Here is a 22,956-nt window from a genome sequence, read left to right as displayed (position 1 = left end):
CGTCCGGCCCTCAGCCGGCGTGGCAGCCCAGCAGCTCGGCCGTCGTTCCCCGGGCGGTCGTACGGAGCGTGACGACCTTGTCGATGCGCGTGTCCGGCCCGGAGAACCGGAAGTCGGCCCGGCCCACCTCGGCGCCGTCGTCCGACTGGGAGCGCACGGTGCAGTAGCCGGAGGTGTCGGCGTCCTTGTGGACCTCCAGGTGGACCTTCACCGTGTCGTCGGACGCCTGGAAGGTGATGACCTGGGCGCTGATCTCGCTCCGCGCCACGTAGTGGTAGGCGAAGTAGCCGACCAGGGCGAGCAGGGCCACGCCCAGCACCGAGGCGGCGATCCTGAGCTTGCGGTCGGCGCGCTCGTCCGAGGAGCGGCCGTAGCGGCCCTCGGGCAGCCGCGTGCTCGCGGTACTCATGATCGTCCTCTCCGCGGAATTATTCGCCCCCCGATTGAGTCACTATAGAAGCCGCCGACTGCGCCCGGAGCCACGGGGGCGCCGAGTTACCGAGGATTGAGTCTTGACTGACCAGTTGCGACTGATGGCCGTTCACGCGCACCCCGACGACGAGTCGAGCAAGGGCGCGGCCACCATGGCGAAGTATGTGTCCGAGGGGGTGGACGTGCTGGTGGTGACGTGCACCGGCGGAGAGCGCGGGTCCATCCTCAATCCCAAGCTGCAGGGCGACACGTACATCGAGGAGCACATCCACGAGGTGCGCAAGAAGGAGATGGACGAGGCCCGCGAGATCCTCGGCGTCAAGCAGGAGTGGCTGGGCTTCGTGGACTCCGGGCTGCCGGAGGGCGACCCGCTGCCGCCGCTGCCCGAGGGCTGCTTCGCCCTGGAGGACGTCGACAAGGCGGCCGGTGAGCTGGTGCGGAAGATCCGCTCCTTCCGCCCGCAGGTGATCACCACCTACGACGAGAACGGCGGCTACCCGCACCCCGACCACATCATGACCCACAAGATCTCCATGGTGGCGTTCGAGGGCGCGGCGGACACCGCGAAGTACCCCGAGGACGAGTACGGCCCCGCCTACCAGCCGCTGAAGCTGTACTACAACCAGGGCTTCAACCGCCCCCGCACCGAGGCCCTGCACCAGGCCATGCTCGACCGCGGCCTGGAGTCGCCGTACGGGGACTGGCTCAAGCGCTGGGACGAGATCGAGCGCACCGAGCGCACGCTGACCACGCACGTTCCGTGCGCGGACTTCTTCGAGATCCGCGACAAGGCGCTGATCGCCCACGCCACGCAGATCGACCCGGACGGCGGCTGGTTCAAGGTGCCGCTGGACCTCCAGAAGGAGGTCTGGCCCACCGAGGAGTACGAGCTCGCGAAGTCTCTGGTCGATACCTCCCTCCCCGAGGACGACCTCTTCGCGGGCATCCGGGACAATGCCTGACATGAGCGCAAGCGTGAGCCTCGCAATGACGCACCTGGTCCCCCTCGCCAAGGAGGTGGACCAGAACAAGGTCACCCCCGGTGTCCTCGGTTTCATCGTCTTCGCGGTGATGGCCGTGGCCGTCTGGGGCCTGATGAAGTCGATGAGCAAGCACATGCAGAAGGTCGACTTCAAGGAGGCCCCGGACACCGCGGCGGAACCGGCCGGGAAGCAGGCCGGCTCCCCGGCACCGTAAGGCCCCCGGGGCTCACCACCCACCGGCACCGCCACCCGCCCCCGCACGGCCGTGGCGGTCCCGGGCCGTGTCCGGCCGCCGGTCGGCCGCCGTCCCCGCCTCCACACCCCGCCCCGCCCGGTGCCGCGTACGGCGGCGGGCGGCTCAGGGGCGGGATGCGGCGCAGATGGCGGGGCCGGCTCCGCCCGCGCGCCGCGCGCCGTGGGCTCTCCGCGCTGCCGGAGCCCGTGGGAGAGTGGAACGGTGAACCGACTGGCCCATGAGACGTCCCCGTATCTGCTCCAGCACGCCGACAACCCCGTCGACTGGTGGCCGTGGTCGGCCGAGGCCTTCGCCGAGGCGCGCCGGACGAACAGACCCGTCCTGCTGAGCGTCGGGTACAGCTCCTGTCACTGGTGCCATGTCATGGCCCACGAGTCCTTCGAGGACCAGGCCACCGCCGACTACCTGAACGAGCACTTCGTCAGCGTCAAGGTCGACCGCGAGGAGCGGCCGGACGTGGACGCCGTGTACATGGAGGCGGTGCAGGCGGCCACCGGGCACGGCGGCTGGCCCATGACCGTGTTCCTCACGCCCGACGCCGAGCCCTTCTACTTCGGCACGTACTACCCGCCCGCCCCGCGCCACGGCATGCCCTCCTTCCGGCAGGTGCTGGAGGGCGTCCAGCAGGCCTGGACCACCCGGCACGACGAGGTCAGCGAGGTCGCCGGGAAGATCGTCCGGGATCTCGCCCAGCGGGAGATCGTCCGGCAGGCCGCCGAGGCGCCCGGTGAGCAGGAGCTCGCCCAGGCCCTGCTCGGCCTCACCCGCGAGTACGACCCGCAGCGCGGCGGATTCGGCGGCGCGCCCAAGTTCCCGGCGTCCATGGTGCTGGAGTTCCTGCTGCGCCACCACGCCCGCACGGGCGCCGAGGGCGCGTTGCAGATGGCCGTGGACACCTGCGAGCGGATGGCCCGGGGCGGGATCTACGACCAGCTCGGCGGCGGGTTCGCCCGGTACTCCGTCGACCGCGACTGGATCGTGCCGCACTTCGAGAAGATGCTCTACGACAACGCCCTGCTGTGCCGGGTCTACGCCCATCTGTGGCGGGCCACCGGCTCGGACCTCGCCCGGCGGGTCGCGCTGGAGACCGCCGACTTCCTCGTCCGCGAACTGCGCACGGCCGAGGGCGGTTTCGCCTCCGCCCTCGACGCCGACAGCGACGACGGCACCGGACGGCACGTGGAGGGCGCGTACTACGTGTGGACGCCCGCGCAGCTGCGCGACGTCCTCGGTGACGACGCCGAACTCGCCGCCCGGTACTTCGGCGTGACCGAGGAGGGCACGTTCGAGCACGGCCAGTCGGTGCTCCAGCTGCCGCAGACGGAGGGCGTGTTCGACGCGGAGAAGATCGCGTCCGTCCGGCGCCGGCTGTTCGACGCCCGTGCCCGGCGGCCCGCCCCCGGCCGGGACGACAAGGTCGTCGCCGCCTGGAACGGGCTCGCCGTCGCCGCGCTCGCCGAGACCGGCGCCTACTTCGGCCGGCCCGACCTGGTCGAGGCCGCGCTCGGCGCCGCCGACCTGCTGGTCCGCGTCCACCTCGACGAACACGCCCGGCTCGCGCGCACCAGCAAGGACGGCCGGGTCGGCCCCAACGCGGGCGTGCTGGAGGACTACGGCGATGTGGCCGAGGGCTTCCTGGCGCTCGCGTCGGTCACCGGCGAGGGCGTCTGGCTGGACTTCGCCGGACTGCTGCTCGACCAGGTGCTGGCCCGGTTCACCGACCCGGAGACCGGCGCGCTGTTCGACACCGCCTCCGACGCCGAGCGGCTGATCCGCCGGCCGCAGGACCCCACCGACAACGCCGCCCCCTCCGGCTGGACCGCCGCGGCCGGGGCCCTGCTGGGCTATGCCGCCCACACCGGTTCCGAGGCCCACCGGGTGGCCGCCGAGCGGGCGCTGGGGGTCGTGAAGACGCTCGGGCCGCGGGTGCCGCGGTTCATCGGGTGGGGGCTGGCCGTCGCCGAGGCGCTGCTCGACGGGCCGCGCGAGGTGGCCGTCGTGGGACCGGGCCCGGACGACGAGCGGACGGCCGCCCTGCACCGCACGGCCCTGCTGGGCGCGGCCCCGGGCGCCGTCGTCGCCTGCGGCACCCCGGACGGCGACGAGTTCCCGTTGCTGGCCGGCCGCACCCTCATCGACGGCGCCCCGGCCGCGTACGTCTGCCGCGGCTTCGTCTGCGACCTGCCGGTGACCGACCCGGAGGCGCTGCGGGCGAGGCTGGCCTGAACCCTGCCGGATGACCGGGCGCCGGCGCCACAGCCTCGCCGGGTGAGCGGGCGTCAGCGCCACAGCCCCGCCGGGGGAGCGGGCGTCAGCGCCGTACCGCGCCGGGCCGGTGCAGGGCGCGTGCCACGATGGCCTCCAGCTGATCGTGGTGCGCGCCCTTCCAGTACGCCCGGCCGCAGTCGGCGCACTGGGCGAACACGTCGTACGTGCGCTGGGTGCCGTCGTGAAGCTGGTCGGCGATCTCCTCCTTGGCGGCGTCCCGCAGCAGGCCGTTGCACGCGGTGCAGCGGGTCCAGGGCCGCAGCTCGGGGTCGAAGCGGTCCAGGATGTCGTGGAGCTGGTCGTCGGGGCGGGTGCTGTAGACGAACGCGCCGGCCCACAGCTCCCGGCGGCGCAGCAGGCCCCGGTCGCGGCTGAGCATCACCCGCTTCTCGGCCGCCGAGCGGGCGGCGAGCGCGGGGTCGCCGATGTCCGTCGACTCGTACGCCGTGTCCACGCCGAGCAGCCGCAGCCGGCGGGCGAGCGTGCCGAGATGGACGTCGAGGAGGAAGCGCAGCGGCGCGCCGGGCACCCGCTGGGGGCGCTCCACCGGGCGGACGACGACCCGCTCGGCCGCGCCGGGGATGTGTCCGGGCCGCACCGGGCGGCCGTCGACGACCAGGGTGCCGACCTCGGTGAGCGGGATGCCGAGGGACTCGATGACGTGGCCGAGCGTCGAGACGCCGTCCGTGGCCAGCGCGGTGGCCCCGTGCCGGCGGGCGGCCGGCACGAACAGATGCAGCGCGGGGTCGACTTCGACGTGGATCTCGGTTCCGTTCACCCGGCCAGCATCGCACGGGACCCCGCGCGGGCCTCGGCGTTTTTTCTCCGGGGGCGGCTTACGCGTGCTGGTAGGCGACCAGCGAGATGCCGACGTAGTGGACGATGAACGCGGCGAGGGTGAGGGAGTGGAAGACCTCGTGGAAGCCGAACCAGCGCGGTGACGGGTTCGGGCGCTTGATGCCGTAGATCACGCCGCCGGCGCTGTACAGCAGCCCGCCGACCACCACCAGGACCAGGACGGTGACGCCGCCGGCGCGCAGGAAGTCGGGCAGGAAGAACACGGCCGCCCAGCCCATCGCGATGTAGCAGGGCGTGTACAGCCAGCGAGGGGCGCCGACCCAGAAGACGCGGAAGACGATGCCGGCCGCCGCGGCGGCCCAGATGCCCCACAGCAGCCAGCGGCCCTTGGAGTCGGGCAGGAGCAGCAGGGTCAGCGGGGTGTAGGTGCCCGCGATGATCAGGAAGATGTTGGCGTGATCCAGTCGGCGCAGCACGCCGTCCATGCGGGGGCTCCAGTTGCCCCGGTGGTACAGCGCGCTGACACCGAAGAGCAGACACGCCGTCAGGACGTAGATGCCGCAGGCTATGCGGCCTCTGGTCGAGTCGGCGAGGGCGGTGAGCACGAGGCCCGCGACGAGTACGGCCGGGAACATGCCGAGGTGCAGCCAGCCGCGGAGCCGGGGCTTGACGGGATGCGGCAGGGAAAGCGCGACGGGACCGCGGCCGGCGGCCGGCGTGTCCGTGGGCGCGTCGGGGACGGACGCAGTCATGCGGGGCATGGTACCGACGCCTTCGTAAATCAAGCGTCAATGCGTACGCATCCACGTCACTCCGCGGTGCCGGGCAAAAAGTCCTTCAGCTGAACCCAACGTGGACGCAAAACAGCCTGGACACCGTGGGATTCCTCACGCCGCTCACCTGTGATGCCCTCTGGACAGATGGGCACTAGACTCGGATGATCAAATGAGTGCGGTCGGCACCGGATGAGCGGCTACGAAGCATCCGGGTCGCGGCCCCCACGGGGCGAACACACCCAAAAACCCTCACTTAGGAGCAATCGTGGCGCGCGACAACGCGGCTCCCACCGTCGTCCCCACCCAGCACCGGGAACTGATCTCGTGGGTCAACGAGATCGCCGAACTGACGCAGCCGGACAGGGTGGTCTGGTGCGACGGCTCCGAGGCCGAGTACGAGCGGCTGTGCGAGGAACTGGTCGCCAAGGGAACGTTCAGGAAGCTGGACCCGGTCAAGCGCCCGCACTCCTACTACGCCGCCTCGGACCCGACCGACGTCGCGCGCGTCGAGGACCGCACCTTCATCTGCTCCGAGAAGGAGGAGGACGCGGGCCCGACCAACCACTGGAAGGCCCCCGCCGAGATGCGGGAGATCTTCACCGGCGACCAGGGCCTGTTCCGGGGCTCGATGCGGGGACGGACGATGTACGTCGTCCCGTTCTGCATGGGCCCGCTCGGCTCCCCGCTGTCCGCGCTGGGCGTGGAGATCACCGACTCCGCCTACGTGGCCGTCTCGATGCGCACGATGACGCGCATGGGCCAGGCCGTCCTGGACGAGCTGGGCGAGGAGGGCTTCTTCGTCAAGGCCGTGCACACGCTGGGCGCCCCGCTGGAGCCGGGCCAGGAGGACGTCCCCTGGCCCTGCAACCAGACCAAGTACATCTCGCACTTCCCCGAGACCCGCGAGATCTGGTCCTACGGCTCCGGCTACGGCGGCAACGCGCTGCTCGGCAAGAAGTGCTACGCGCTGCGTATCGCCTCGGTCATGGCCCGTGACGAGGGCTGGCTGGCCGAGCACATGCTGATCCTGAAGCTCACCCCGCCGCAGGGCGAGGCCAAGTACGTCGCCGCCGCCTTCCCCTCCGCCTGCGGCAAGACCAACCTCGCCATGCTGGAGCCCACGATCTCCGGCTGGACGGTGGAGACCGTCGGCGACGACATCGCCTGGATGCGGTTCGGCGAGGACGGCCGGCTGTACGCGATCAACCCCGAGGCGGGCTTCTTCGGTGTCGCGCCCGGCACCGGCGAGCACACCAACGCCAACGCGATGAAGACCCTGTGGGGCAACGCCGTCTTCACCAACGTCGCGCTCACCGACGACGGCGACGTGTGGTGGGAGGGCATGACCGAGGAGGCCCCGGCCCACCTCACCGACTGGAAGGGCCGCGACTGGACCCCCGGGTCCGCCGAGCCCGCCGCCCACCCCAACGCCCGCTTCACCGTGCCGGCCGCGCAGTGCCCGATCATCGCGCCCGAGTGGGAGGACCCCAAGGGCGTGCCGATCTCCGCGATCCTCTTCGGCGGCCGCCGGGCCACCGCCGTGCCGCTGGTGACGGAGTCCTTCGACTGGAACCACGGCGTCTTCCTCGGCGCCAACGTGGCCTCCGAGAAGACCGCGGCGGCCGAGGGCAAGGTCGGCGAGCTGCGCCGCGACCCGTTCGCCATGCTCCCGTTCTGCGGCTACAACATGGGCGACTACATGGCCCACTGGATCGACGTGGCCAAGGACAAGGACCAGTCCAAGCTGCCGAAGATCTACTACGTCAACTGGTTCCGCAAGGACGACGAGGGCCGGTTCGTCTGGCCGGGCTTCGGCGAGAACTCCCGCGTCCTGAAGTGGATCGTGGAGCGGCTGGAGGGCAGGGCCGAGGGCGTCGAGACCCCGATCGGCATCCTGCCGGCCAAGGGCGCGCTGGACACCGACGGGCTCGAACTGCCCGAGACCGACCTGGACTTCCTGCTCACCGTGGACAAGGACGTCTGGCGCGAGGAGGCCGCCCTGGTCCCCGGGCACCTGAACACCTTCGGCGACCACACCCCGAAGGAGCTGTGGGACCAGTACCACGCGCTGGTCGAGCGCCTGGGCTGAGGCCCGTACCCGAAAGACTCCGCGGCCGGTCCGGATGTGCCCTGACCAGCGATCGTCACGACCGGCCGCGGTGACCACCCGCCCGGGGCCCCGCACAACGGCGTGCGGGGCCCCGGGTCTTCGCGTGCGGTGCCGGCCGGGGCCGGCGGGATGGATGGCGCCCGGTCCGCGCGTCGCTGCGGGTGCGCGCGGACCGGGGCCGACAGGGGGACCCCTCGGCGGGGTCAGTGGGCCGGGCTGAGCGTCTTCGGGTCGGCCCCGGCGGCGGCGTGGGCGTCCATCCGCTCGGCCGCGAGGATCGCCGCCGCGGTGTCCGCGCGGGAGGCGGCGACCACGAGGGCGCGTCCGGCGAGGGTGTGCGCCCGCCGGTGCAGTGCGGCCGGGTCGCCAGCCGTGGCCGGTGCCGCGCGCAGCGGCGTACGACCGCCGCGCAGCCGGGCCACCTGGGCCGCGAGGCGTTCCGCGGCGGTGTCCAGGTCGGCGGACGGAGCCAGGGCGCGCAGTTCGTCGGTGACCGCGAGCAGTGCGGCGAGGTGTCCGGCGAGCTGGATGTCCAGCTCCTCCTCGCGCGACCGGTGGGGGAAGTCGCAGGGGGTGCCGGCCATCGTGCTGTGGACCGACTTGGAGCGGATCGGTTCGTACATGGGGATGGCCTCCTGTGCGGTGACAGGAAGCCATCCTACATTGGATTTCGTCTAAAGTTGAGTCGAGTCACGGAATGCGGTCCGTCGACTACGGCTGGCCGTATCCGTCCAGGAAGGTGCCGATACGGGTGACGGCGTCCCGGAGATCGCCCACCGTCGGCAGGGTCACCACCCGGAAGTGATCGGGCTCCGGCCAGTTGAAGCCGGTGCCGTGGACGACCATGATCTTTTCCTGCCGCAGCAGGTCCAGGACCAGCTGCCGGTCGTCCTTGACCTTGAAGACCTTCGGGTCCAGCCGGGGGAAGAGGTACAGCGCGCCCTTGGGCCGCACGCAGCTGACGCCCGGGATCGAGGTGAGCAGGTCGTAGGCGACGTCCATCTGCTCCTTCAGCCGCCCGCCCGGCAGCACCAGGTCGTTGATCGACTGGCGTCCGCCGAGCGCGGCGACCACCCCGTGCTGCCCCGGCATGTTGGCGCACAGCCGCATGTTCGCCAGGATCGTCAGGCCCTCGATGTAGGAGTCGGCGTGGGCGCGCGGGCCGGAGACCGCCATCCAGCCGACGCGGTAGCCGGCCACCCGGTACGCCTTCGACATGCCGTTGAAGGTGAGGGTGAGCAGATCGGGGGCGACCTTCGCGGTCGGGGTGTGCGTGGTGCCGTCGTAGAGGATCTTGTCGTAGATCTCGTCCGAGCAGACCAGCAGGTTGTGCCGGCGGGCGATGTCCGTCAGCCCCTTGAGCACCTCTTCGTCGTACACCGCGCCCGTGGGGTTGTTCGGGTTGATGATGACGATCGCCTTGGTGCGGTCGGTGACCTTGCGCTCGATGTCGGCCAGGTCGGGCATCCAGTCGGACTGCTCGTCGCAGCGGTAGTGCACCGCCGTCCCCCCGGACAGGGAGACGGCCGCCGTCCACAGCGGATAGTCCGGGGCCGGCACCAGGACCTCGTCGCCGTCGTCCAGCAGGGCCTGCATCGCCATCACGATCAGCTCGGAGACGCCGTTGCCGATGAAGACGTGCTCGACGTCCGTCTCGATGCCGATGGTCTGGTTGTGCATCACGACCGCGCGGCGGGCGGCGAGCAGGCCCTTGGCGTCGCCGTAGCCGTGCGCCGTGGAGACGTTGCGGAGGATGTCCTCCAGGATCTCCGGGGGGCACTCGAAGCCGAAGGCGGCCGGGTTGCCGGTGTTGAGCTTGAGGATGCGGTGGCCCGCCGCCTCCAGCCGCATGGCCTCCTCGAGAACCGGGCCCCGGATCTCGTAACAGACGTTGGCGAGCTTGGTCGACTGGATCACCTGCATGTCCGCGAGCTTACGGCCCCCTCGTGGCTCGTGGGCGGTGTTTTCCACCACCTGGGACGCGAGGTTGCCCGGAAAGCGCCGCCGAATGTCCTCCGCGGGCCTTGCGTCCCTAGAATCCGCTGACATGTCCACGGAACGGGAGTACGAGGCGGCGGCGCACGTGCCGCGGGCGGCGGACGACACGCCCGGTGTCCGGCCGAACGTGTACCACCCGCTGCCGGCTCCGGCCCCCGCGTACGAGCAGTACGCCGACCCGGCCGCCGCGCACGGCTGGCAGAACGACTACGACGCGACACGCGAGCTGCCTCCGGTGGCCGGGCTGCCCGACGGGCCGGCCGAGCCCGCGCCGCCGGTGCCACCGGTGCCTTCACGGGCCCGGGCGCGCCGGGCCGGGCGCGTGCGGGCGCGGCGGCGCGCGGGCGGGCGCCGGCGGGTGATGGTCGCCGGCGGCGCCCTCGCGGCGGTGGCCGGCACGGTCGCGGTGATCGCCGCGCTGTCCGGCTCCGGCTCCCCGGACGGGTCCCGCCCCGCCGGCGGCGGCCGGATCGCCGACACTCACGCGACGCACGGCGGCGGAACAAGTGGCGAAGGCGAGGGCGAGGGGGCGGCCGACGGGGCGACGCCCACCACCGCGCCGCCCGTGTCGGCCCCGGCCACCGCGACCCGCCCCGCCGCGGCCGCGCCGTCCGGTACGGCCATCCGCCCCGCCGTCCCGCGCCCGAGCACTCCCGCGAGCGGCCCGGACAGCAGCCGGCCGACCACCACCGCGCCCGTTGCCACCCGGCCCGCCGTCCCCACGGCCACGACCTCGCCCACCGCCTCGCCGTCCTACCGCCCGGGCGGCCGCCACCGTGGCCACGGCACCCCGAGGTGGCCTCGCTGACGGAAGCGAGCGAGGCTGCCGGCGTGCCCGGAGCCGTCGTCACCAAGTCGCGCCGGAAGTGAACCGGCCGCCTGCTCCACCCGACGTGATGCTCCGTCACACGGCCGGGGCAAACCTCTCGCGCGCGGCCCGAGGGAAACCCCTATGACCTGTCGTGGCTTCTTGTCCCCGCCCCTCCGCGCTGTCGACAATGCGCATGACAACCGTGTGGGCGGCCGGAAGACCTCCGGTCGCCCCCGTCGTAAGAGGGGACCCCCACGTGAACAAGCCTCTCCTTGCCGCGCTCTCGGCCGTGGCGACCATCGGCCTGGGCGCCACCCCGGCGCTGGCCGCCCCGCAGACCGCCGCCCCGCACTCTGCCAAGGCCGCCAAGTCCGCGGCGGTCACCGTCGACTTCGCCGGCACCGTCTCGCTCAGCAACTGCTCCGGCTCCGTGATCCGCTTCCCCGGCTCCGCCGACACCGACCCGGCCCTCGTGCTGACCAACGGCCACTGCCTGGAGACCGGCATGCCGAGCGCCGGCCAGGTCATCACCGGCCAGTCCTCCAGCCGTACCTTCGGCCTGCTGAACTCCGCTGGCACCAAGATCGCCACCCTCCGTGCCAACCAGGTCGTGTACTCGACCATGACCGACACGGACGTCACGATCTACCGCACCACCACCACGTACGCGGCGATCAAGAGCTCGTACGGCATCAGCCCGCTCACCGTGCAGGACACCCACCCGGTGGCCGGCACCGCCATCAAGGTGGTCTCGGGCTACTGGAAGCGGATCTACAGCTGCAACGTCGACGGGTTCGTGTACCGGCTGAAGGAGGGCGACTGGACCTTCAAGGACTCGGTCCGCTACACCTCCGCCTGCAACACCATCGGCGGCACCTCGGGCTCCCCGGTGATAGACGCCACCACCGGCAAGGTGGTCGCCGTCAACAACACCGGCAACGAGGACGGCGAGCGGTGCACGGTGAACAACCCGTGCGAGGTCGACGCCAGCGGCAACGTCACCGTCCGCCAGGGCATCAACTACGCCCAGGAGACCTACAACATCCCGGCCTGCTTCACCACCGGCAACAAGCTCAACCTGAGCGCGGCCGGTTGCACGCTGCCCAAGCCGTAAGCACGGTTCACAGCGGTGTACGGCGGACGGACCGGCCCGGCAGGGCATCCGTCCGCCGGCCGTCCTCGATGACGAACCGGCCGTCGACCAGCACGTACGGGATCCCGGTCGGCAGTCGGCGCGGCTCGGCGAAGGTGGCGCCCGCCGCGACCGTCTGGGGGTCGAACAGCACCAGGTCGGCCCGGTACCCCTCGCGCACCAGCCCGCGGTCCGGCAGCCGCAGCCGCGCCGCCGGCCGGGAGGTGAGGCGGGCCACGCACTCCTCCAGCGTCAGCACCCCCAACTCCCGGACGTAGTGGCCGAGGTAGCGCGGGAACGTGCCGTACGCCCGCGGGTGCGGCTTGCTGCCGCGCAGGATGCCGTCGGAGCCGCCGGTGTGCGCGCGGTGCCGCATGATCGCGCGGACGTTCTCCTCGTGGCCCACGTGCTGGAGGATCGTCGTACCGAGCCGGTCCCGTACCAGCAGCCGGCGGGCCGTGTCCCAGGGGGCCTCGCCGCGCAGGTCCGCCGACTCCCGGACGGTACGGCCCACGAACTCCCCGAGGGCCGGGTCGCCCACCCCGGAGATCTCGATCGTCTCCCACTCCACCGGTACGCCGTGGCAGCCGTCCGAGCCGGTGACCTCCAGGTCGTGCCGGATCCGCGCGGCCGTCGCCGGGTCGGTGAGCCGGGCCAGGACCTCCTCGGGGCCGCCCTCGCTCGCCCAGCTCGGCAGCAGCGCGGCGAGGGTGGTGCAGCCGGGGGTGTAGGGGTAGGTGTCCAGGGTGATGTCCGCGCCCGCGTCCAGGGCCCGGTCCAGCAGCGCCAGCAGCTCCGGCGCCCGCCCCCTGTTGACGCCGAAGTTCATCGTCGCGTGCGCGAGGTGCAGCGGGCAGTCCGCCTCCCGGGCGAGGGCGACCATCTCGGCGTACGCCTCCAGCGCCCCGGCGCCGTAGGAGCGGTGGTGCGGGCAGTAGTAGCCGCCGTAGGAGCCCACCACCCGGCACAGCTCGGTCAGTTCGGCGTCGCGCGCGTACATGCCCGGGGTGTACGTCAGCCCCGACGACAGGCCCACCGCGCCCTGCTCCAGCCCCTCCGCGACCAGCCGCCGCATCCGGTCCAGTTCCTCGGGGGTGGCCGCGCGATCCTCCCAGCCGACCACGAGCGCCCGGACCGTGCCCTGCGGGATCAGGTAGGCCGCGTTCACCGCGATGCCGCGGTCCAGCCGGTCCAGGTACCCGCCCACCGACCGCCAGTCGAAGTCGATGTCGTCGCCGTACCCGTTCCACCCGGTGATCGCCCGCCGCACCTCCTCCAGCGTGCGGTCGTCCACCGGGGCGTACGACAGCCCGTCCTGGCCGAGGACCTCCAGCGTGACCCCCTGCGCGGCCTTCGCGCTGTGGTCGGGGTCGCGCAGCAGGGCCAGGTCGGAGTGGGCGTGCATGTCGATGAAGCCGGGGGAGAGGACCAGGCCCTCCGCGTCGATCTCCCGCGTGGCGCGCGGGCGCTGGCAGCCCGCGGCGGCGGCCTCCTTGACGATCGAGACGATGCGGCCGGCGTCGATCACGACATCGGCGCGGTACGCGTCCGCCCCGCTGCCGTCGATGACGTCGGCGTCCCGGATGACCAGGTCCTCCACGCGGGCCTCCTAGAAGAACGTACGGATGTAGTCCACGACCGTGCCGTCCGCCTCGGCCACCGGGATCAGCTGCCACTTGTCGAAGGACGTGCACGGGTGGGACAGGCCGAAGCCGATCCAGTCGCCCACCTCGACATCCGCCTCCGGATCGGTGCGCAGCCAGGTGTGCTGGTCGGACAGCCCGGTGACGGTGATGCCGGCGGCCGGGCGCTCCTCCCCGCCCCGGCGTACCACCTGGGCGGTCGGCAGGTCCAGGTCGTAGGCCGCGTCGCGCTTGCCCGCGTTGGCGAAGGCCTGCTCGGCGGTCGGCCGGGAGACGACCTGCGCCCACAGCCGGAAGGCGGGCTCCAGCGCGCCCTCCTCGGGGACCCGGCCGAACGGGGTGAGCCGGTGGTAGTGCCCGTCGTCGTGCGAGACGTACGCGCCGGAGCGCAGCAGCTTCAGCACCGGCCGGGACAGTCCGGGGATCCCGGCGAAGACGTCGGCGACCGCGTCGAACCAGGCGCTGCCGCCCGCGCTCACCACGATCTCGTCGGCCTCGCCGAACCGTCCGGCCCCGTCCAGCGCGGCGGCCAGCGCCACCAGCCGCCGCAGATACGACCGCACCCGCTCGGGGTCGGCCTTCGGCACCTCGCCCTCGTACCCCGCCACGCCGACCAGGCGCAGGGTCGGTACGGCGGCCACGGCGGCGGCGACCTTCCCGGCCTCCGCCTCCGTACGCACCCCCGTGCGTGCCCCGTCGCCCGCGCCCAGCTCGATCACGACGTCCACCGGGCGGGCCGCGCCGGCGAGGGCCGCGTCCATCAGCTCCACCCCGCGCACGGAGTCGACGTAGGTGACGAGCCGGAAGTCCGGGTCGGCGGCCAGCTCGGCGGCGATCCAGCGCAGGGCGGGGGCGTCCACCAGCTCGTTGGCGAGAAAGATCCGCGGGACGCCGAAGGCCCGGGCGACGCGCACCTGGTGGGGCACCGCGAGCGTGATCCCCCAGGCGCCGTGCTCGATCTGGCGCTGGAAGAGCTGCGGGGCCATGGAGGTCTTGCCGTGCGGGGCGAAGGCCAGGCCGTGCCGGGCGGTGTAGGTCTCCATCAGCGCGAGGTTGTGCGCCAGGCGCTCGGCGGACAGCGCGAGGACCGGGGTGGTGAAGCCGCCACCGTCCCGGTCGCCGTCGTGGAAGAGATTGCGGCGCTGGGCGGCCAGCTCGGCGACGGTCAGGCCGTAGGCGTCCGGCGGGAGGCCCTTGAAGCGGTGGTCGACGTGTTCCTCGGCGAGGCGGGTGAGCGCTTCGGTGCCCATGGAGCCCCTCTCAGGCGTTGCATTCTCTGCAACAACCATTGCGTCTAGTGCTTACTGGTGTCTAGCATCTCGCCGAACACCGGGTCAACGGATCCGTCGCCCTGGCGATCGACAGGAGTCATCATCAACGACGCTGCTTACGCCTCGGTCGTCGCGCCCCCGCGGCCCGTCCCGGACGCGGACGTGGTGGCGCTCGGCGAGTCCATGGTCACCTTCCTGCCCAGCCGCCCCGGCCGCCTCGCCGACGTCCCCTCCTTCCACCGGGCCATCGGCGGCGCCGAGTCCAACGTGGTGTGCGCCCTGGCCGCCTTCGGGCACACGGCCCGCTGGGTCAGCCGGGTCGGCGCGGACGGCTTCGGCGACCACCTGGTGGAACGGATCGCCGGGTACGGCGTCGACGTCACCGCCGTCCGCCGCGATCCCGGCCGGCCCACCGGCGTGTACTTCCGCACCGCCGGCGACCGGGGGACGGGCGCGCACGAGGTGGCGTACTACCGGGCCGGCTCGGCCGCCTCCGCGATGTCCGTACGGAACGTGGACCTGGCGGCGGTCCGCGCGGCCCGGGTGCTGCACCTGACCGGGATCACGGCCGCGCTGTCGGCGCGGTGCCGGGAGCTGCTGTACGAGCTGACGGCTCCCGGCCCCGGGCGCCCGCCGGTGTCCTTCGACGTCAACCACCGGCCGGGGCTGTGGCGGGACGGCGAGGGCGCCGGCGTGCTGCTGGAGCTGGCCCGGCGCGCGGACATCGTGTTCGTCGGCGAGGACGAGGCGGCCCACGCCTGGGGGACCACCGGCGGACCGGCCGCCGTCCGCCGGCTGCTGCCCGAGCCGCGCGTGCTGGTCGTCAAGGAGGGGGCGCGCGGCGCCACCGCCTTCACCCGGGACCGGCCCGACGGCACCTTCCAGCCCGCCCTGCGCACCGCCGTCGTGGCCACCACCGGCGCCGGGGACGCCTTCGCCGCCGGCTTCCTCTCCGCCACCCTGCGCGGACTGCCCGTCGAGGCCCGCCTGAAGCACGGCCACCTCTTCGCCGCCGCCGCCCTCACCACCCCCGGCGACCTGGCGGCGCCCCCCGCCCGCGACCACGCCGACCGCCTCGCCGCCCTGGACGACGACGCATGGGGGAGACTTCGACTCGGCCCCGGCTGGACACGAGCCGAGCAGGCCGAGGAGGAGGCGAACATCCCATGAGTCAGACCGTCGACCGCGCCCTGAGCATCCTGCCGCTGCTCGCCGAGGGCCCCGCCGACCTGGGGCAGGTCGCCGACCGCCTGGGCGTGCACAAGTCCACCGCGCTGCGCCTGCTGCGCACCCTGCACGAACACGGCCTGGTCTACCGCCAGTCCGACCAGCGCTACCGCCTCGGCGCCCGGCTCTTCGCCCTCGCCCAGGAGGCGATGGAGAACCTCGACATCCGCGAGATCGCCCACCCCCACCTCGTACGGCTCAACGAACAGTGCGGACACACCGTCCACCTCGCCGTGTACGAGGAGAACGAGGTGCTGTACATCGACAAGGTGGAGAGCCGCTACCCGGTCCGCATGTACTCCCGGATCGGCAAGCCGGTGGCCATCACCGTCGCCGCCGTCGCCAAGCTGCTCCTCGCCGACCTGCCCGAACCCGAGCGCCGCGCCCTCGCCGAGCAGCTCGACTACCCGCTGTACACGGCCCGTTCGACCCCCAACGCCGAGGCCTTCCTGAAGGAACTGGCCACGGTGCGCGAACAGGGCTGGGCCACCGACCTCGGTGGCCACGAGGAGTCCATCAACTGCGTCGCCGCCCCCGTGCGCGGCGCCGACGGCCGGGTGGTCGCCGCCATGTCGGTCTCCGCGCCGAACGTGGTCGTCACCGCCGAGGAACTCCTCAGCCTGCTCCCGCTGGTCCGCCGCACGGCGGACGCCATCAGCGGCGAGTACTCCGGAAGAACGCCAGTGAAGGGCACCCCCGCATGACCGAGAAGACCGCGCTCACCCCGAAGACCCACACCACCCCGCCCGCGAAGTTCTCGCACGGCGTGAAGAAGGGCAACATCCTCCAGGTCGCCGGCCAGGTCGGCTTCCTGCCCGCCGAGGAGGGCAAGCCCCCGACGCCGGCCGGCCCCACCCTGCGCGAGCAGACCCTCCAGACCCTCGCCAACGTCAAGGCGATCCTGGAGGAGGGCGGCGCGACCTGGGACGACGTGATGATGATCCGCGTCTACCTCACGGACGTGGACCACTTCGCCGAGATGAACGACCTCTACAACGCCTACTTCGAGGAACAGGGCCTGACCCAGCCGCCCGCCGCCCGCACGACGGTCTACGTCGGTCTGCCGGCCGGCCTCCTCATCGAGATCGACGCGCTCGCCGTACTCGGCTGACGCCCGCCGGCTCCTCCTTTCCGCACGTACGCCCGCACGGCACGGCACTCCCCGGGGTGCCGTGCCGCGCTCCCCCCTGCCCGAAAGCACCATGCACTTACGAAGAGGACCCCCGTATGTCCTTTCCGCTGCCCTTTTCGCTCGCCGCGCCCGCCCCCGCCGCGCCACCCCACACCGGAGGACTGCTCCTCCTCATCGACGGCACACCCGGCCTGCTCACGGTCGCCGCCCTGGGCATGGCCCTGCTGCTCTTCCTGATCATCAAGGTCCGGCTCCAGCCCTTCGTGGCCCTCCTCGCCGTCTCCATAGCCGTCGGCCTGCTGGCCGGCCTCTCGGTCACCGAACTCTTCGGCACCGTCCAGCGCTCCGACGCCGTCTCCACCGTCGAGTCCGGCATGGGCGGCATCCTCGGCCACGTCGCCATCATCATCGGCCTCGGCACGATGCTCGGCGCGATCCTCGAAGTCAGCGGCGGCGCCGAGGTGCTGGCCGCGCGCCTGCTGGCCCTGTTCGGCGAGCGGCGGGCCCCCCTCGCCATGGGCCTGACCGGCCTGCTGTTCGGCATCCCGGTCTTCTTCGACGTGGGCATCTTCGTCCTCGCGCCCCTCGTCTACGCGGCAGCGAAACGATCCGGCAAGTCGGTGCTGCTCTACTGCCTCCCGCTGCTCGCCGGCCTGTCCATGACCCACGCCTTCCTGCCGCCGCACCCCGGCCCGGTCGCCGCCGCCGGACTGCTGCACGTCCAGCTCGGCTGGGTCGTCCTCATGGGCATCGTCTGCGGCCTGCCCGCCGTACTGGCCGCCTGGGCGTACGCCGCCTGGGCCGGGAAGCGGATCTTCGTCCCCGTACCGCAGGACATGGCGGAGGCGGCCGAGGAGGCGAAGCGGGCGGTGGCGGCCGAGCAGCGCGCGCAGGGCGTCACACCGAGGGAGACCCCCGTACCCCTGGCCACGGTCCTGACCATCATCGGCACCCCCCTGCTGCTGATCCTGGCGGCCACGTTCTCCTCGATCGCCCTGGACCCCTCTCCGACGCGCTCGGTCCTGGAGTTCTTCGGCAACCCCTTCGTGGCGCTCACCCTCGCGCTGCTGCTCGCCTACTATCTCCTCGGCATCCGCCGCGGCTGGTCGCGCAAGTCGCTGGAGGCGGTGTCGACCGCCTCCCTGAAGCCGGTCGGCAACATCCTGCTGGTGGTCGGCGCGGGCGGGATCTTCGGCGCCGTACTGAAGGCCGGCGGCGTCGCCCAGGCCCTGTCGGACACCTTCCACGGCGTCGGCCTGCCGGTGATCGTCCTCGCCTACCTGATCGCGCTCGTCCTGCGGGTGGCCCAGGGCTCGGCGACGGTGGCGATCGTGACGACGGCGGGCATCGTGGCCCCGCTGCTGGCGGAGGGCCGGCACTCGCAGGCGTTCGCCGCGCTCGTCATCATGGCCATCTCGGCGGGCTCCATCTTCGCCTCGCACGTCAACGACGGCGGCTTCTGGATGGTGGCCAAGTACTTCGGCATCAGCGAACGGGACACGCTGCGCAGTTGGACGGTGCTGGAGTCGGTGTTGTCGCTGGCGGGGTTCGCGGTGGCGGCGGTGGCCGGGGTGTTCGTGAGCTGACCGGTTCCATGGCGTGTTCGTGGGCTGACTGGTTACGGCACAGGGAAGTCGTCCATACTGCCGCCGTGGAGCAGCGCATAGGATCGAGCAGCAAGCCGACCGGGGCCGGAGAGCCGCCCAAGGCCGAGCCGTTGAAGGTCGAGCCGGTGTTGGGTGCCGGTTTCGACCCGGCCTTCGTACCGGGGATCACGCCTCCGACGCCGGCCGAGGCGGGTCCGGTGTCCAAGGAGCCGTCGGGGCCGCGGGAGGACGTGGCGCCGGACGACACCGAGGAGGCCCTCGAGGAATCCGCCGAAGAGCCCGCCGACGAGTCGGCCGACGAGTCCGCGGAGGAACCCGCCGGGGAACCGGCGGACGGCGGACCGGTCTTCGAGGCGGCGGACCGCCGGGCGCGGATCGTCGCGGACCGCAGGGGCGTCCGCCTCAGCCTGGACGAGGAGGCCTGCGAGTTCCGCTGGGACGAGATCGCGGCGGTGGAGACGGAGACGGCCCGCTTCGGCAAGCGGTACACCGTCACCGTGCACACCCCTGACCGACGCTGGTTCCCGATCGAGATCGAGGCGCCGGCCAGGGCGCGCTTCAAGGAGTGGGACGAGCGGCTGGACGCGGTGCTCGACGCCTACTTCGAGGAGGCGTAGCCGTCAGGAGCAGTACTGGGCGGCCTTGCCGATCGACCGGTACATACAGTCGGCGTTCTCCAGCAGCTGCAACACGGCGTCCTTGTTCCGGGAGGTCTCCCGCTCGATGACTTCGTCGGGCGGGTAGAACCCGCCCCCGGACGACGACGTCGGGTACATCTCGAAGGTGTAGCTGAAGATCTTCTGCGTACCCCACAGGTAGTCGTCGATCGTCCCGTCCGTGATGTACAGGTCGCTGGACTGCTCGGCGGTGTAGCCGTTGCTGGCGGCCATCTTCCGCCCGACGGCCTGGAACGCGGCGGCGTCGTCGGCGGTCATCCCGGTGGCGGTGTCCGCGTAGGTCCAGCCGAACGGCCACAACACCAGCTCGCTGTAGGTGTGGAAGTCGATCCCGGCCGTGATCTGCTGCTTGCCGCCGACGACCCGGCCGCGCACGAAGTCGGCGACGACCTTCACCTCGGGCGCGGACTCGGCGGCGGACCCGCGGTAGGTCTCGGACGACGTGGACCCCGACGAACCGCCGCAGCAGCCCCACTTGTAGTTCCAGTTCCGGTTGAGGTCGGTCCCGACGTAGGAGGAACCGGAGTTGGGCTGCCGATTCTTCCGCCACGACCGGTACGACCCGCTGGCGATGTCGTACTCGCCGCCGTCCGGGTTCAGATCGGGCACGATCCAGATCTCCCGGCTGTTGACCAGATTCGTGATCCGCGAGTCGGACCCGTACCCCGCGCCGAGTTCGCGCAGCAGGTAGAGGGCCATCTCCACGGTGAGGTGCTCCCGGGCGTGCTGGTGCGCGGTGAACAGCACCTCGGGCTCGTTCTCGTCGGTGCCGACGTTGTCGCTGACCTTGATGGCGATGATGTCCCGCCCTTGGTACGACTTCCCGATCACCCGCTTGTTCATGATGCCCGGGTAGGCGGCGAGCCGCTGATCGATCTCGGCGTTCGCCTCGGCGTAGTTGTGGTACTTCGAGTCGGCGCTGGGGAAGTCGTAGAGCCGGGCCTGCCCGCGCTGGGGAGCGGCCCCCACGGGCTGCACGTCGTACCCCATCCGGCGCAGCTTCTCGGCCTGCTCCGCCCGCCCGGACACGACGACGCTCTCCTCGTCGGCCTCGTCGACGGTGACACCGGCCGCCTGGATGGCCGTACGGGTCACGGGTGTGGTGCGCTGATGGATCTCGTACTGCCGGATGTCGTCGTCGGCCGCTGGGACCCTGCGCACACTGTCGGCGCCGGCCTGGTCGAGCCCGGCCGAGACCGGCGCGGCGAGCGCGAGGGCCAGCAGCGCACCGAGCGCGGCGGTCCGTCTGCGAAGTCGCATGAACGCTCCCTGTGGGGGTTGGAGTGGGTGTTCCCGTGCGACGTGCGGTCACGAACCTCCGAGGAGGCCGTTCGTGAGGCTCCCTGTGGGTTCGCTGTGCGGGTTGGCGCTCATGGTGGGGGCCGGGCATGAACAGGTCAAGTACACGAACGGGGACTCGACGGAAACCGGCCGGGGGCCTCGGTCCTTGGAGGAGAGTCGCGGACGGATATGTTCATGACTCGCCCGCCGCCCGGATGACCGTCACCGGAACGGAATCGTGAGCCACGGGCTGCCGGGGTCGGACATCAGGATGCGATGCGCCTCGACCATGTTCTGGTACCAGTCCCCGAACTCCTCGTCGTCGAAGTGCAGGCAGCGGCCCAGGATGTAGCCGGCGGAGAAGTCCTGCCAGGACTTGTAGGACAGGGCGGCGGCCCGGCCGGCCTGGAGGACGGCGGTCTCGGCCTCCTTGAGCGTGCCGAGGCGGGCGCCCAGCCCCCACCGGGCCATCTTCGAGGCGCGGCCGAGGTCCCAGGCGTCGACGGACGAAACGTACTGGTTGCCGGCGAGCACCCCGTCGGCGCGCATCCGGGCCTCGTAGCGGGTGATGCGCCCGATGAGCCGCTGTACGCCCTCGATCTGGGCCTCCACCTCGGACGCGGGCCGGGGTTCGGTCTTGGTGACCCCGTCCTCGCCGACCACGACCGAGCCCTCGGACCTGGCGCGGATGACGTTGGCGGCGGCCTGGCGCCAGTAGCCGACGTCGACGTGGCCGCCGAAGTCGCGGGCGATGGTGCGGCGCAGACCGAGGGCGAAGTCCCAGACGGAGCTGTGCTGTTCGCAGGCGAGGAGCTCGCGGAGGTAGTACTGCCACTGCTCGCGGGTGGTGATGCCCCACCACTCGTTCAGCCGTTTCCGCTCGTCCGGATAGCCGGTGCCGTGCCAGGCGATGCCGTTCCAGAAGGAGCCGTTGTTGACGCACAGGAGGGCGCCGCAGGCGAGCCCGTGGGCGACCGGGCCGTGCAGGGGGCCGCCGACGCGAAGGGTGCGCAGCCGCATCGACCGGTCCCGCGGCGGGGCTTGTTCTCCGTACTGCGCCCAGGCCGCGGACTGCGGCGGGGCGGACGGCAGGAACGCCTCGCAGGGGCTTCCCGGGTTGACGACGATCATCGGCGGGTCGGTCGGCTGCCAGACCTTGGCGAGCCACTCCAGGTTGTTCCAGTCGAACACCCGATGAGGCTCCGGCGCGGGCAGCATGCCCTCGGTGTACACGGCCCAGATCCGCCCACCGGCGACCCGGGGGTCGTACCCGAACACGGCGTACGTAGCCCTGGGCGAGGCATCCGCCCCACCCTTCTCTATCTCGAAGAACAACCGCGTCTGCGCCAGCGCCGCGAAGTACGCCACCCAGTTCCCCCGCACCTTGGCCTCGAACAGAGCCTGCTCGATCTCCGACGGAGGAGTCCAGGCGGGGGCTGAGGCAGGAGAAAAGCCCGCAGGGGGCGGCCCGAACGACATGAAACCTTCCGCTCCTCTTCCCGGCCGTTGCGGCCCTAGGGTACCGGCGAGCCTCGACCGGCGGGATGCCCTGTCTTCGGTGACGAGTAGGAGTTCCTTTAGTTCTTCATTGACGCCGGCGAACGATCAGACTCATGAAGTTAAGAGGACTCCATGATCGCTCGCCGCTCCTCCTCGTAAAGAGCGAGAGCCTGCGGATCGTGGTCATAGTATGACTCCCAGAAGCCAGGGCGACTCCAGGATTCCGGACACAAAGTGAAGCTCCGGCCTCCCGACGGAAACATCATCCAATTCTCGGGAATTCTGGGTGAAGTGACTACGAAGGCCTCGCTGTTGAAAAGAGCAGAATCTTCGCCCTGGGTGAAATCGATGCGAAAAAAACTGTCTCCCCCACCGGAGAAGAAAACCTCTAGCACAATGTATTCGGTGCCGTCTCGCAGGGCTGCCACCCCTTGTTTGGCGCCTGCCTGTTCGGCCTTTTCCATCAAAAAGCGAACGCGCATCTCATCACCTTCTATTCGTGACGACCTTGTAGTCCCAATTCAGGATTCTACCCGTCTTGGGGTTGTAGTAGAAATGTACCTGGAAGTCGCCGTAGGGTGAGTTATGGGTGGCTGTTGAGTATTTACCCCAGTCGCTCAAGTTGCTGCCATCTGCGGTCATAAGCTTAGGGAGGATCGGGTTGTTGAGCCTTTCTGCCGGCATGGCGAGCCGCGACTCGGCGATGGCCTCAGGCGTGAGCAACCCGCTCTCGGTGAACAGGGAGTTTGCGGATTCGTGCCGCAATTGGTTGGCGAGTCTCTCCCCATCTGCCGATCCAGAGGTGAAGTTCTCGTTGCTGTCCTTCCCCTCCTTACCGGCCACATTCAAGCACCGTGGAGCGAGCCCCAGCGGATCGGACCACGCCAGGGGATTATGGACGTAAGAGGCAGAGTTCGGTGCTGGAGCCAAACCCAGAGGATCAGGAGTGAGGTATCGGGCTGTTTCGGGGTCGTAGTGGCGGAAGTAGTTGTAGTGGAGGCCGGTTTCGGGGTCGTAGTACTGGCCTGGGAAGCGTAGGGGGGTGTAGGTGGTG

22 protein-coding genes are annotated in these 22,956 nt (G+C 71.3%); 11 read left to right on the top strand and 11 right to left on the bottom strand.

Translation table 11 applies throughout. The features are described 5' to 3' along the window. Positions 1–10: 10 nt before the first annotated feature. Entirely contained in the window at positions 11–409 is a 399-nt protein-coding gene (locus IH25_RS0133200; RefSeq protein WP_030619395.1) for a DUF4307 domain-containing protein, read from the bottom strand. A gap of 124 nt (positions 410–533) precedes the next feature. On the opposite strand from IH25_RS0133200, the gene mca reads away from it, so the two are divergent. The 3 genes from mca to IH25_RS0133185 all read left to right on the top strand — a co-directional run bounded on the left by mca (position 534) and on the right by IH25_RS0133185 (position 3,897). Further along, on the top strand, positions 534–1,394 hold the full coding sequence (gene mca / locus IH25_RS0133195; protein ID WP_030619393.1) for a mycothiol conjugate amidase Mca: 861 nt from the start codon (positions 534–536) through the stop codon (positions 1,392–1,394). Continuing rightward, positions 1,387–1,629: a hypothetical protein gene (locus IH25_RS0133190; RefSeq protein WP_209445405.1), complete on the top strand. Its 243-nt coding sequence runs from the start codon at positions 1,387–1,389 to the stop codon at positions 1,627–1,629. Before mca ends, IH25_RS0133190 begins: the two co-directional genes overlap by 8 nt. 243 nt (positions 1,630–1,872) lie before the next feature. Then, positions 1,873–3,897 carry a thioredoxin domain-containing protein gene (locus IH25_RS0133185; RefSeq protein WP_030619387.1) on the top strand — a complete coding sequence of 675 codons (2,025 nt, stop codon included), beginning with the start codon at positions 1,873–1,875 and terminating at the stop codon, positions 3,895–3,897. Positions 3,898–3,982: 85 nt separating this feature from the next. Here the strand turns inward: IH25_RS0133185 and IH25_RS0133180 are convergent, their stop codons facing one another. Both IH25_RS0133180 and trhA read right to left on the bottom strand, forming a co-directional pair. Beyond that, positions 3,983–4,717, bottom strand: coding sequence for a Mut7-C RNAse domain-containing protein (locus IH25_RS0133180; protein WP_030619384.1), 735 nt, complete (start codon positions 4,715–4,717; stop codon positions 3,983–3,985). Between the two features lie 58 nt (positions 4,718–4,775). Beyond that, on the bottom strand, positions 4,776–5,489 hold the full coding sequence (gene trhA / locus IH25_RS0133175) for a PAQR family membrane homeostasis protein TrhA (protein WP_030619381.1): 714 nt from the start codon (positions 5,487–5,489) through the stop codon (positions 4,776–4,778). Between the two features lie 289 nt (positions 5,490–5,778). Here trhA and IH25_RS0133170 point away from each other — a divergent pair, with 289 nt between their 5' ends. Beyond that, entirely contained in the window at positions 5,779–7,602 is a 1,824-nt protein-coding gene (locus tag IH25_RS0133170) for a phosphoenolpyruvate carboxykinase (GTP) (protein WP_030619378.1), read from the top strand. A gap of 224 nt (positions 7,603–7,826) precedes the next feature. On the opposite strand, the gene IH25_RS0133165 is transcribed toward IH25_RS0133170, so the two are convergent. Continuing rightward, complete coding sequence (locus IH25_RS0133165; protein WP_030619376.1) at positions 7,827–8,246, bottom strand: SCO4983 family protein; 420 nt, start codon at positions 8,244–8,246, stop codon at positions 7,827–7,829. 88 nt (positions 8,247–8,334) lie between these two features. Next, positions 8,335–9,546, bottom strand: coding sequence for a pyridoxal phosphate-dependent aminotransferase (locus IH25_RS0133160; protein ID WP_030619373.1), 1,212 nt, complete (start codon positions 9,544–9,546; stop codon positions 8,335–8,337). 124 nt (positions 9,547–9,670) lie between these two features. Between IH25_RS0133160 and IH25_RS38760 the strand changes: the two genes are divergently transcribed. Beyond that, on the top strand, positions 9,671–10,429 hold the full coding sequence (locus tag IH25_RS38760; RefSeq protein WP_051754337.1) for a hypothetical protein: 759 nt from the start codon (positions 9,671–9,673) through the stop codon (positions 10,427–10,429). A gap of 259 nt (positions 10,430–10,688) precedes the next feature. Continuing rightward, complete coding sequence (locus tag IH25_RS0133145) at positions 10,689–11,546, top strand: S1 family peptidase (RefSeq protein WP_030619367.1); 858 nt, start codon at positions 10,689–10,691, stop codon at positions 11,544–11,546. 7 nt (positions 11,547–11,553) lie between these two features. Here the strand turns inward: IH25_RS0133145 and IH25_RS0133140 are convergent, their stop codons facing one another. Together IH25_RS0133140 and IH25_RS0133135 are read right to left on the bottom strand one after the other, a co-directional pair. After that, positions 11,554–13,164 (bottom strand): N-acyl-D-amino-acid deacylase family protein, encoded by a 1,611-nt coding sequence (locus IH25_RS0133140; protein ID WP_030619364.1) that lies wholly within the window; start codon positions 13,162–13,164, stop codon positions 11,554–11,556. Between the two features lie 9 nt (positions 13,165–13,173). Further along, positions 13,174–14,457: an amino acid deaminase gene (locus IH25_RS0133135; RefSeq protein WP_030619361.1), complete on the bottom strand. Its 1,284-nt coding sequence runs from the start codon at positions 14,455–14,457 to the stop codon at positions 13,174–13,176. Positions 14,458–14,580: 123 nt separating this feature from the next. Here IH25_RS0133135 and IH25_RS0133130 point away from each other — a divergent pair, with 123 nt between their 5' ends. The 5 genes from IH25_RS0133130 (at position 14,581) to IH25_RS0133110 (ending at position 19,061) form a co-directional block, all read left to right on the top strand. Next, positions 14,581–15,648 carry a sugar kinase gene (locus tag IH25_RS0133130; RefSeq protein ID WP_051754340.1) on the top strand — a complete coding sequence of 356 codons (1,068 nt, stop codon included), beginning with the start codon at positions 14,581–14,583 and terminating at the stop codon, positions 15,646–15,648. Beyond that, positions 15,645–16,409: an IclR family transcriptional regulator gene (locus IH25_RS0133125; RefSeq protein ID WP_030619354.1), complete on the top strand. Its 765-nt coding sequence runs from the start codon at positions 15,645–15,647 to the stop codon at positions 16,407–16,409. Before IH25_RS0133130 ends, IH25_RS0133125 begins: the two co-directional genes overlap by 4 nt. Further along, positions 16,406–16,816 carry a RidA family protein gene (locus IH25_RS0133120; RefSeq protein ID WP_030619353.1) on the top strand — a complete coding sequence of 137 codons (411 nt, stop codon included), beginning with the start codon at positions 16,406–16,408 and terminating at the stop codon, positions 16,814–16,816. The genes IH25_RS0133125 and IH25_RS0133120 overlap by 4 nt, the downstream gene beginning before the upstream one ends. 116 nt (positions 16,817–16,932) lie before the next feature. Beyond that, the gene (locus IH25_RS0133115; RefSeq protein WP_030619350.1) at positions 16,933–18,423 is read left to right on the top strand and encodes a GntP family permease; all 1,491 of its coding nucleotides are present in this window, start codon (positions 16,933–16,935) and stop codon (positions 18,421–18,423) included. 65 nt (positions 18,424–18,488) lie between these two features. Then, positions 18,489–19,061, top strand: coding sequence for a hypothetical protein (locus IH25_RS0133110; RefSeq protein WP_078844549.1), 573 nt, complete (start codon positions 18,489–18,491; stop codon positions 19,059–19,061). A gap of 3 nt (positions 19,062–19,064) precedes the next feature. Here IH25_RS0133110 and IH25_RS0133105 read toward each other — a convergent pair whose 3' ends face one another. The 4 genes from IH25_RS0133105 to IH25_RS42670 all read right to left on the bottom strand — a co-directional run. Beyond that, complete coding sequence (locus IH25_RS0133105) at positions 19,065–20,381, bottom strand: M14 family metallopeptidase (RefSeq protein ID WP_030619344.1); 1,317 nt, start codon at positions 20,379–20,381, stop codon at positions 19,065–19,067. 243 nt (positions 20,382–20,624) lie between these two features. Next, a complete protein-coding gene (locus tag IH25_RS0133100; protein ID WP_030619341.1) occupies positions 20,625–21,881 on the bottom strand; it encodes a DUF1266 domain-containing protein in 1,257 nt (418 codons plus the stop codon). 140 nt (positions 21,882–22,021) lie between these two features. Continuing rightward, positions 22,022–22,384, bottom strand: coding sequence for a hypothetical protein (locus IH25_RS0133095; RefSeq protein WP_030619338.1), 363 nt, complete (start codon positions 22,382–22,384; stop codon positions 22,022–22,024). 4 nt (positions 22,385–22,388) lie between these two features. Next, the coding region (locus IH25_RS42670) for an RHS repeat-associated core domain-containing protein (RefSeq protein ID WP_245172962.1) at positions 22,389–22,956 on the bottom strand (568 nt) is incomplete at its 5' end.

It is taken from the genome of Streptomyces achromogenes subsp. achromogenes (genome assembly GCF_000720835.1).
Taxonomy (GTDB): Bacteria; Actinomycetota; Actinomycetes; order Streptomycetales; family Streptomycetaceae; genus Streptomyces; species Streptomyces achromogenes.
The sequence above is the reverse complement of the archived record's forward strand: the minus strand, read 5'-3'. Positions and strand labels throughout refer to the sequence as shown.

Excerpts from the sequence above, each read along its gene's own strand:
- IH25_RS0133200 (WP_030619395.1), bottom strand. The coding sequence starts at position 409 with ATGAGTACCGCGAGCACGCGGCTGCCCGAGGGCCGCTACGGCCGCTCC.
- mca (WP_030619393.1), top strand. The coding sequence starts at position 534 with ATGGCCGTTCACGCGCACCCCGACGACGAGTCGAGCAAGGGCGCGGCC.
- IH25_RS0133190 (WP_209445405.1), top strand. The coding sequence starts at position 1,387 with ATGCCTGACATGAGCGCAAGCGTGAGCCTCGCAATGACGCACCTGGTC.
- trhA (WP_030619381.1), bottom strand. The coding sequence starts at position 5,489 with ATGACTGCGTCCGTCCCCGACGCGCCCACGGACACGCCGGCCGCCGGC.
- IH25_RS0133165 (WP_030619376.1), bottom strand. The coding sequence starts at position 8,246 with ATGTACGAACCGATCCGCTCCAAGTCGGTCCACAGCACGATGGCCGGC.
- IH25_RS0133160 (WP_030619373.1), bottom strand. The coding sequence starts at position 9,546 with ATGCAGGTGATCCAGTCGACCAAGCTCGCCAACGTCTGTTACGAGATC.
- IH25_RS38760 (WP_051754337.1), top strand. The coding sequence starts at position 9,671 with ATGTCCACGGAACGGGAGTACGAGGCGGCGGCGCACGTGCCGCGGGCG.
- IH25_RS0133135 (WP_030619361.1), bottom strand. The coding sequence starts at position 14,457 with ATGGGCACCGAAGCGCTCACCCGCCTCGCCGAGGAACACGTCGACCAC.
- IH25_RS0133125 (WP_030619354.1), top strand. The coding sequence starts at position 15,645 with ATGAGTCAGACCGTCGACCGCGCCCTGAGCATCCTGCCGCTGCTCGCC.
- IH25_RS0133120 (WP_030619353.1), top strand. The coding sequence starts at position 16,406 with ATGACCGAGAAGACCGCGCTCACCCCGAAGACCCACACCACCCCGCCC.
- IH25_RS0133115 (WP_030619350.1), top strand. The coding sequence starts at position 16,933 with ATGTCCTTTCCGCTGCCCTTTTCGCTCGCCGCGCCCGCCCCCGCCGCG.
- IH25_RS0133105 (WP_030619344.1), bottom strand. The coding sequence starts at position 20,381 with ATGCGACTTCGCAGACGGACCGCCGCGCTCGGTGCGCTGCTGGCCCTC.
- IH25_RS0133100 (WP_030619341.1), bottom strand. The coding sequence starts at position 21,881 with ATGTCGTTCGGGCCGCCCCCTGCGGGCTTTTCTCCTGCCTCAGCCCCC.
- IH25_RS0133095 (WP_030619338.1), bottom strand. The coding sequence starts at position 22,384 with ATGCGCGTTCGCTTTTTGATGGAAAAGGCCGAACAGGCAGGCGCCAAA.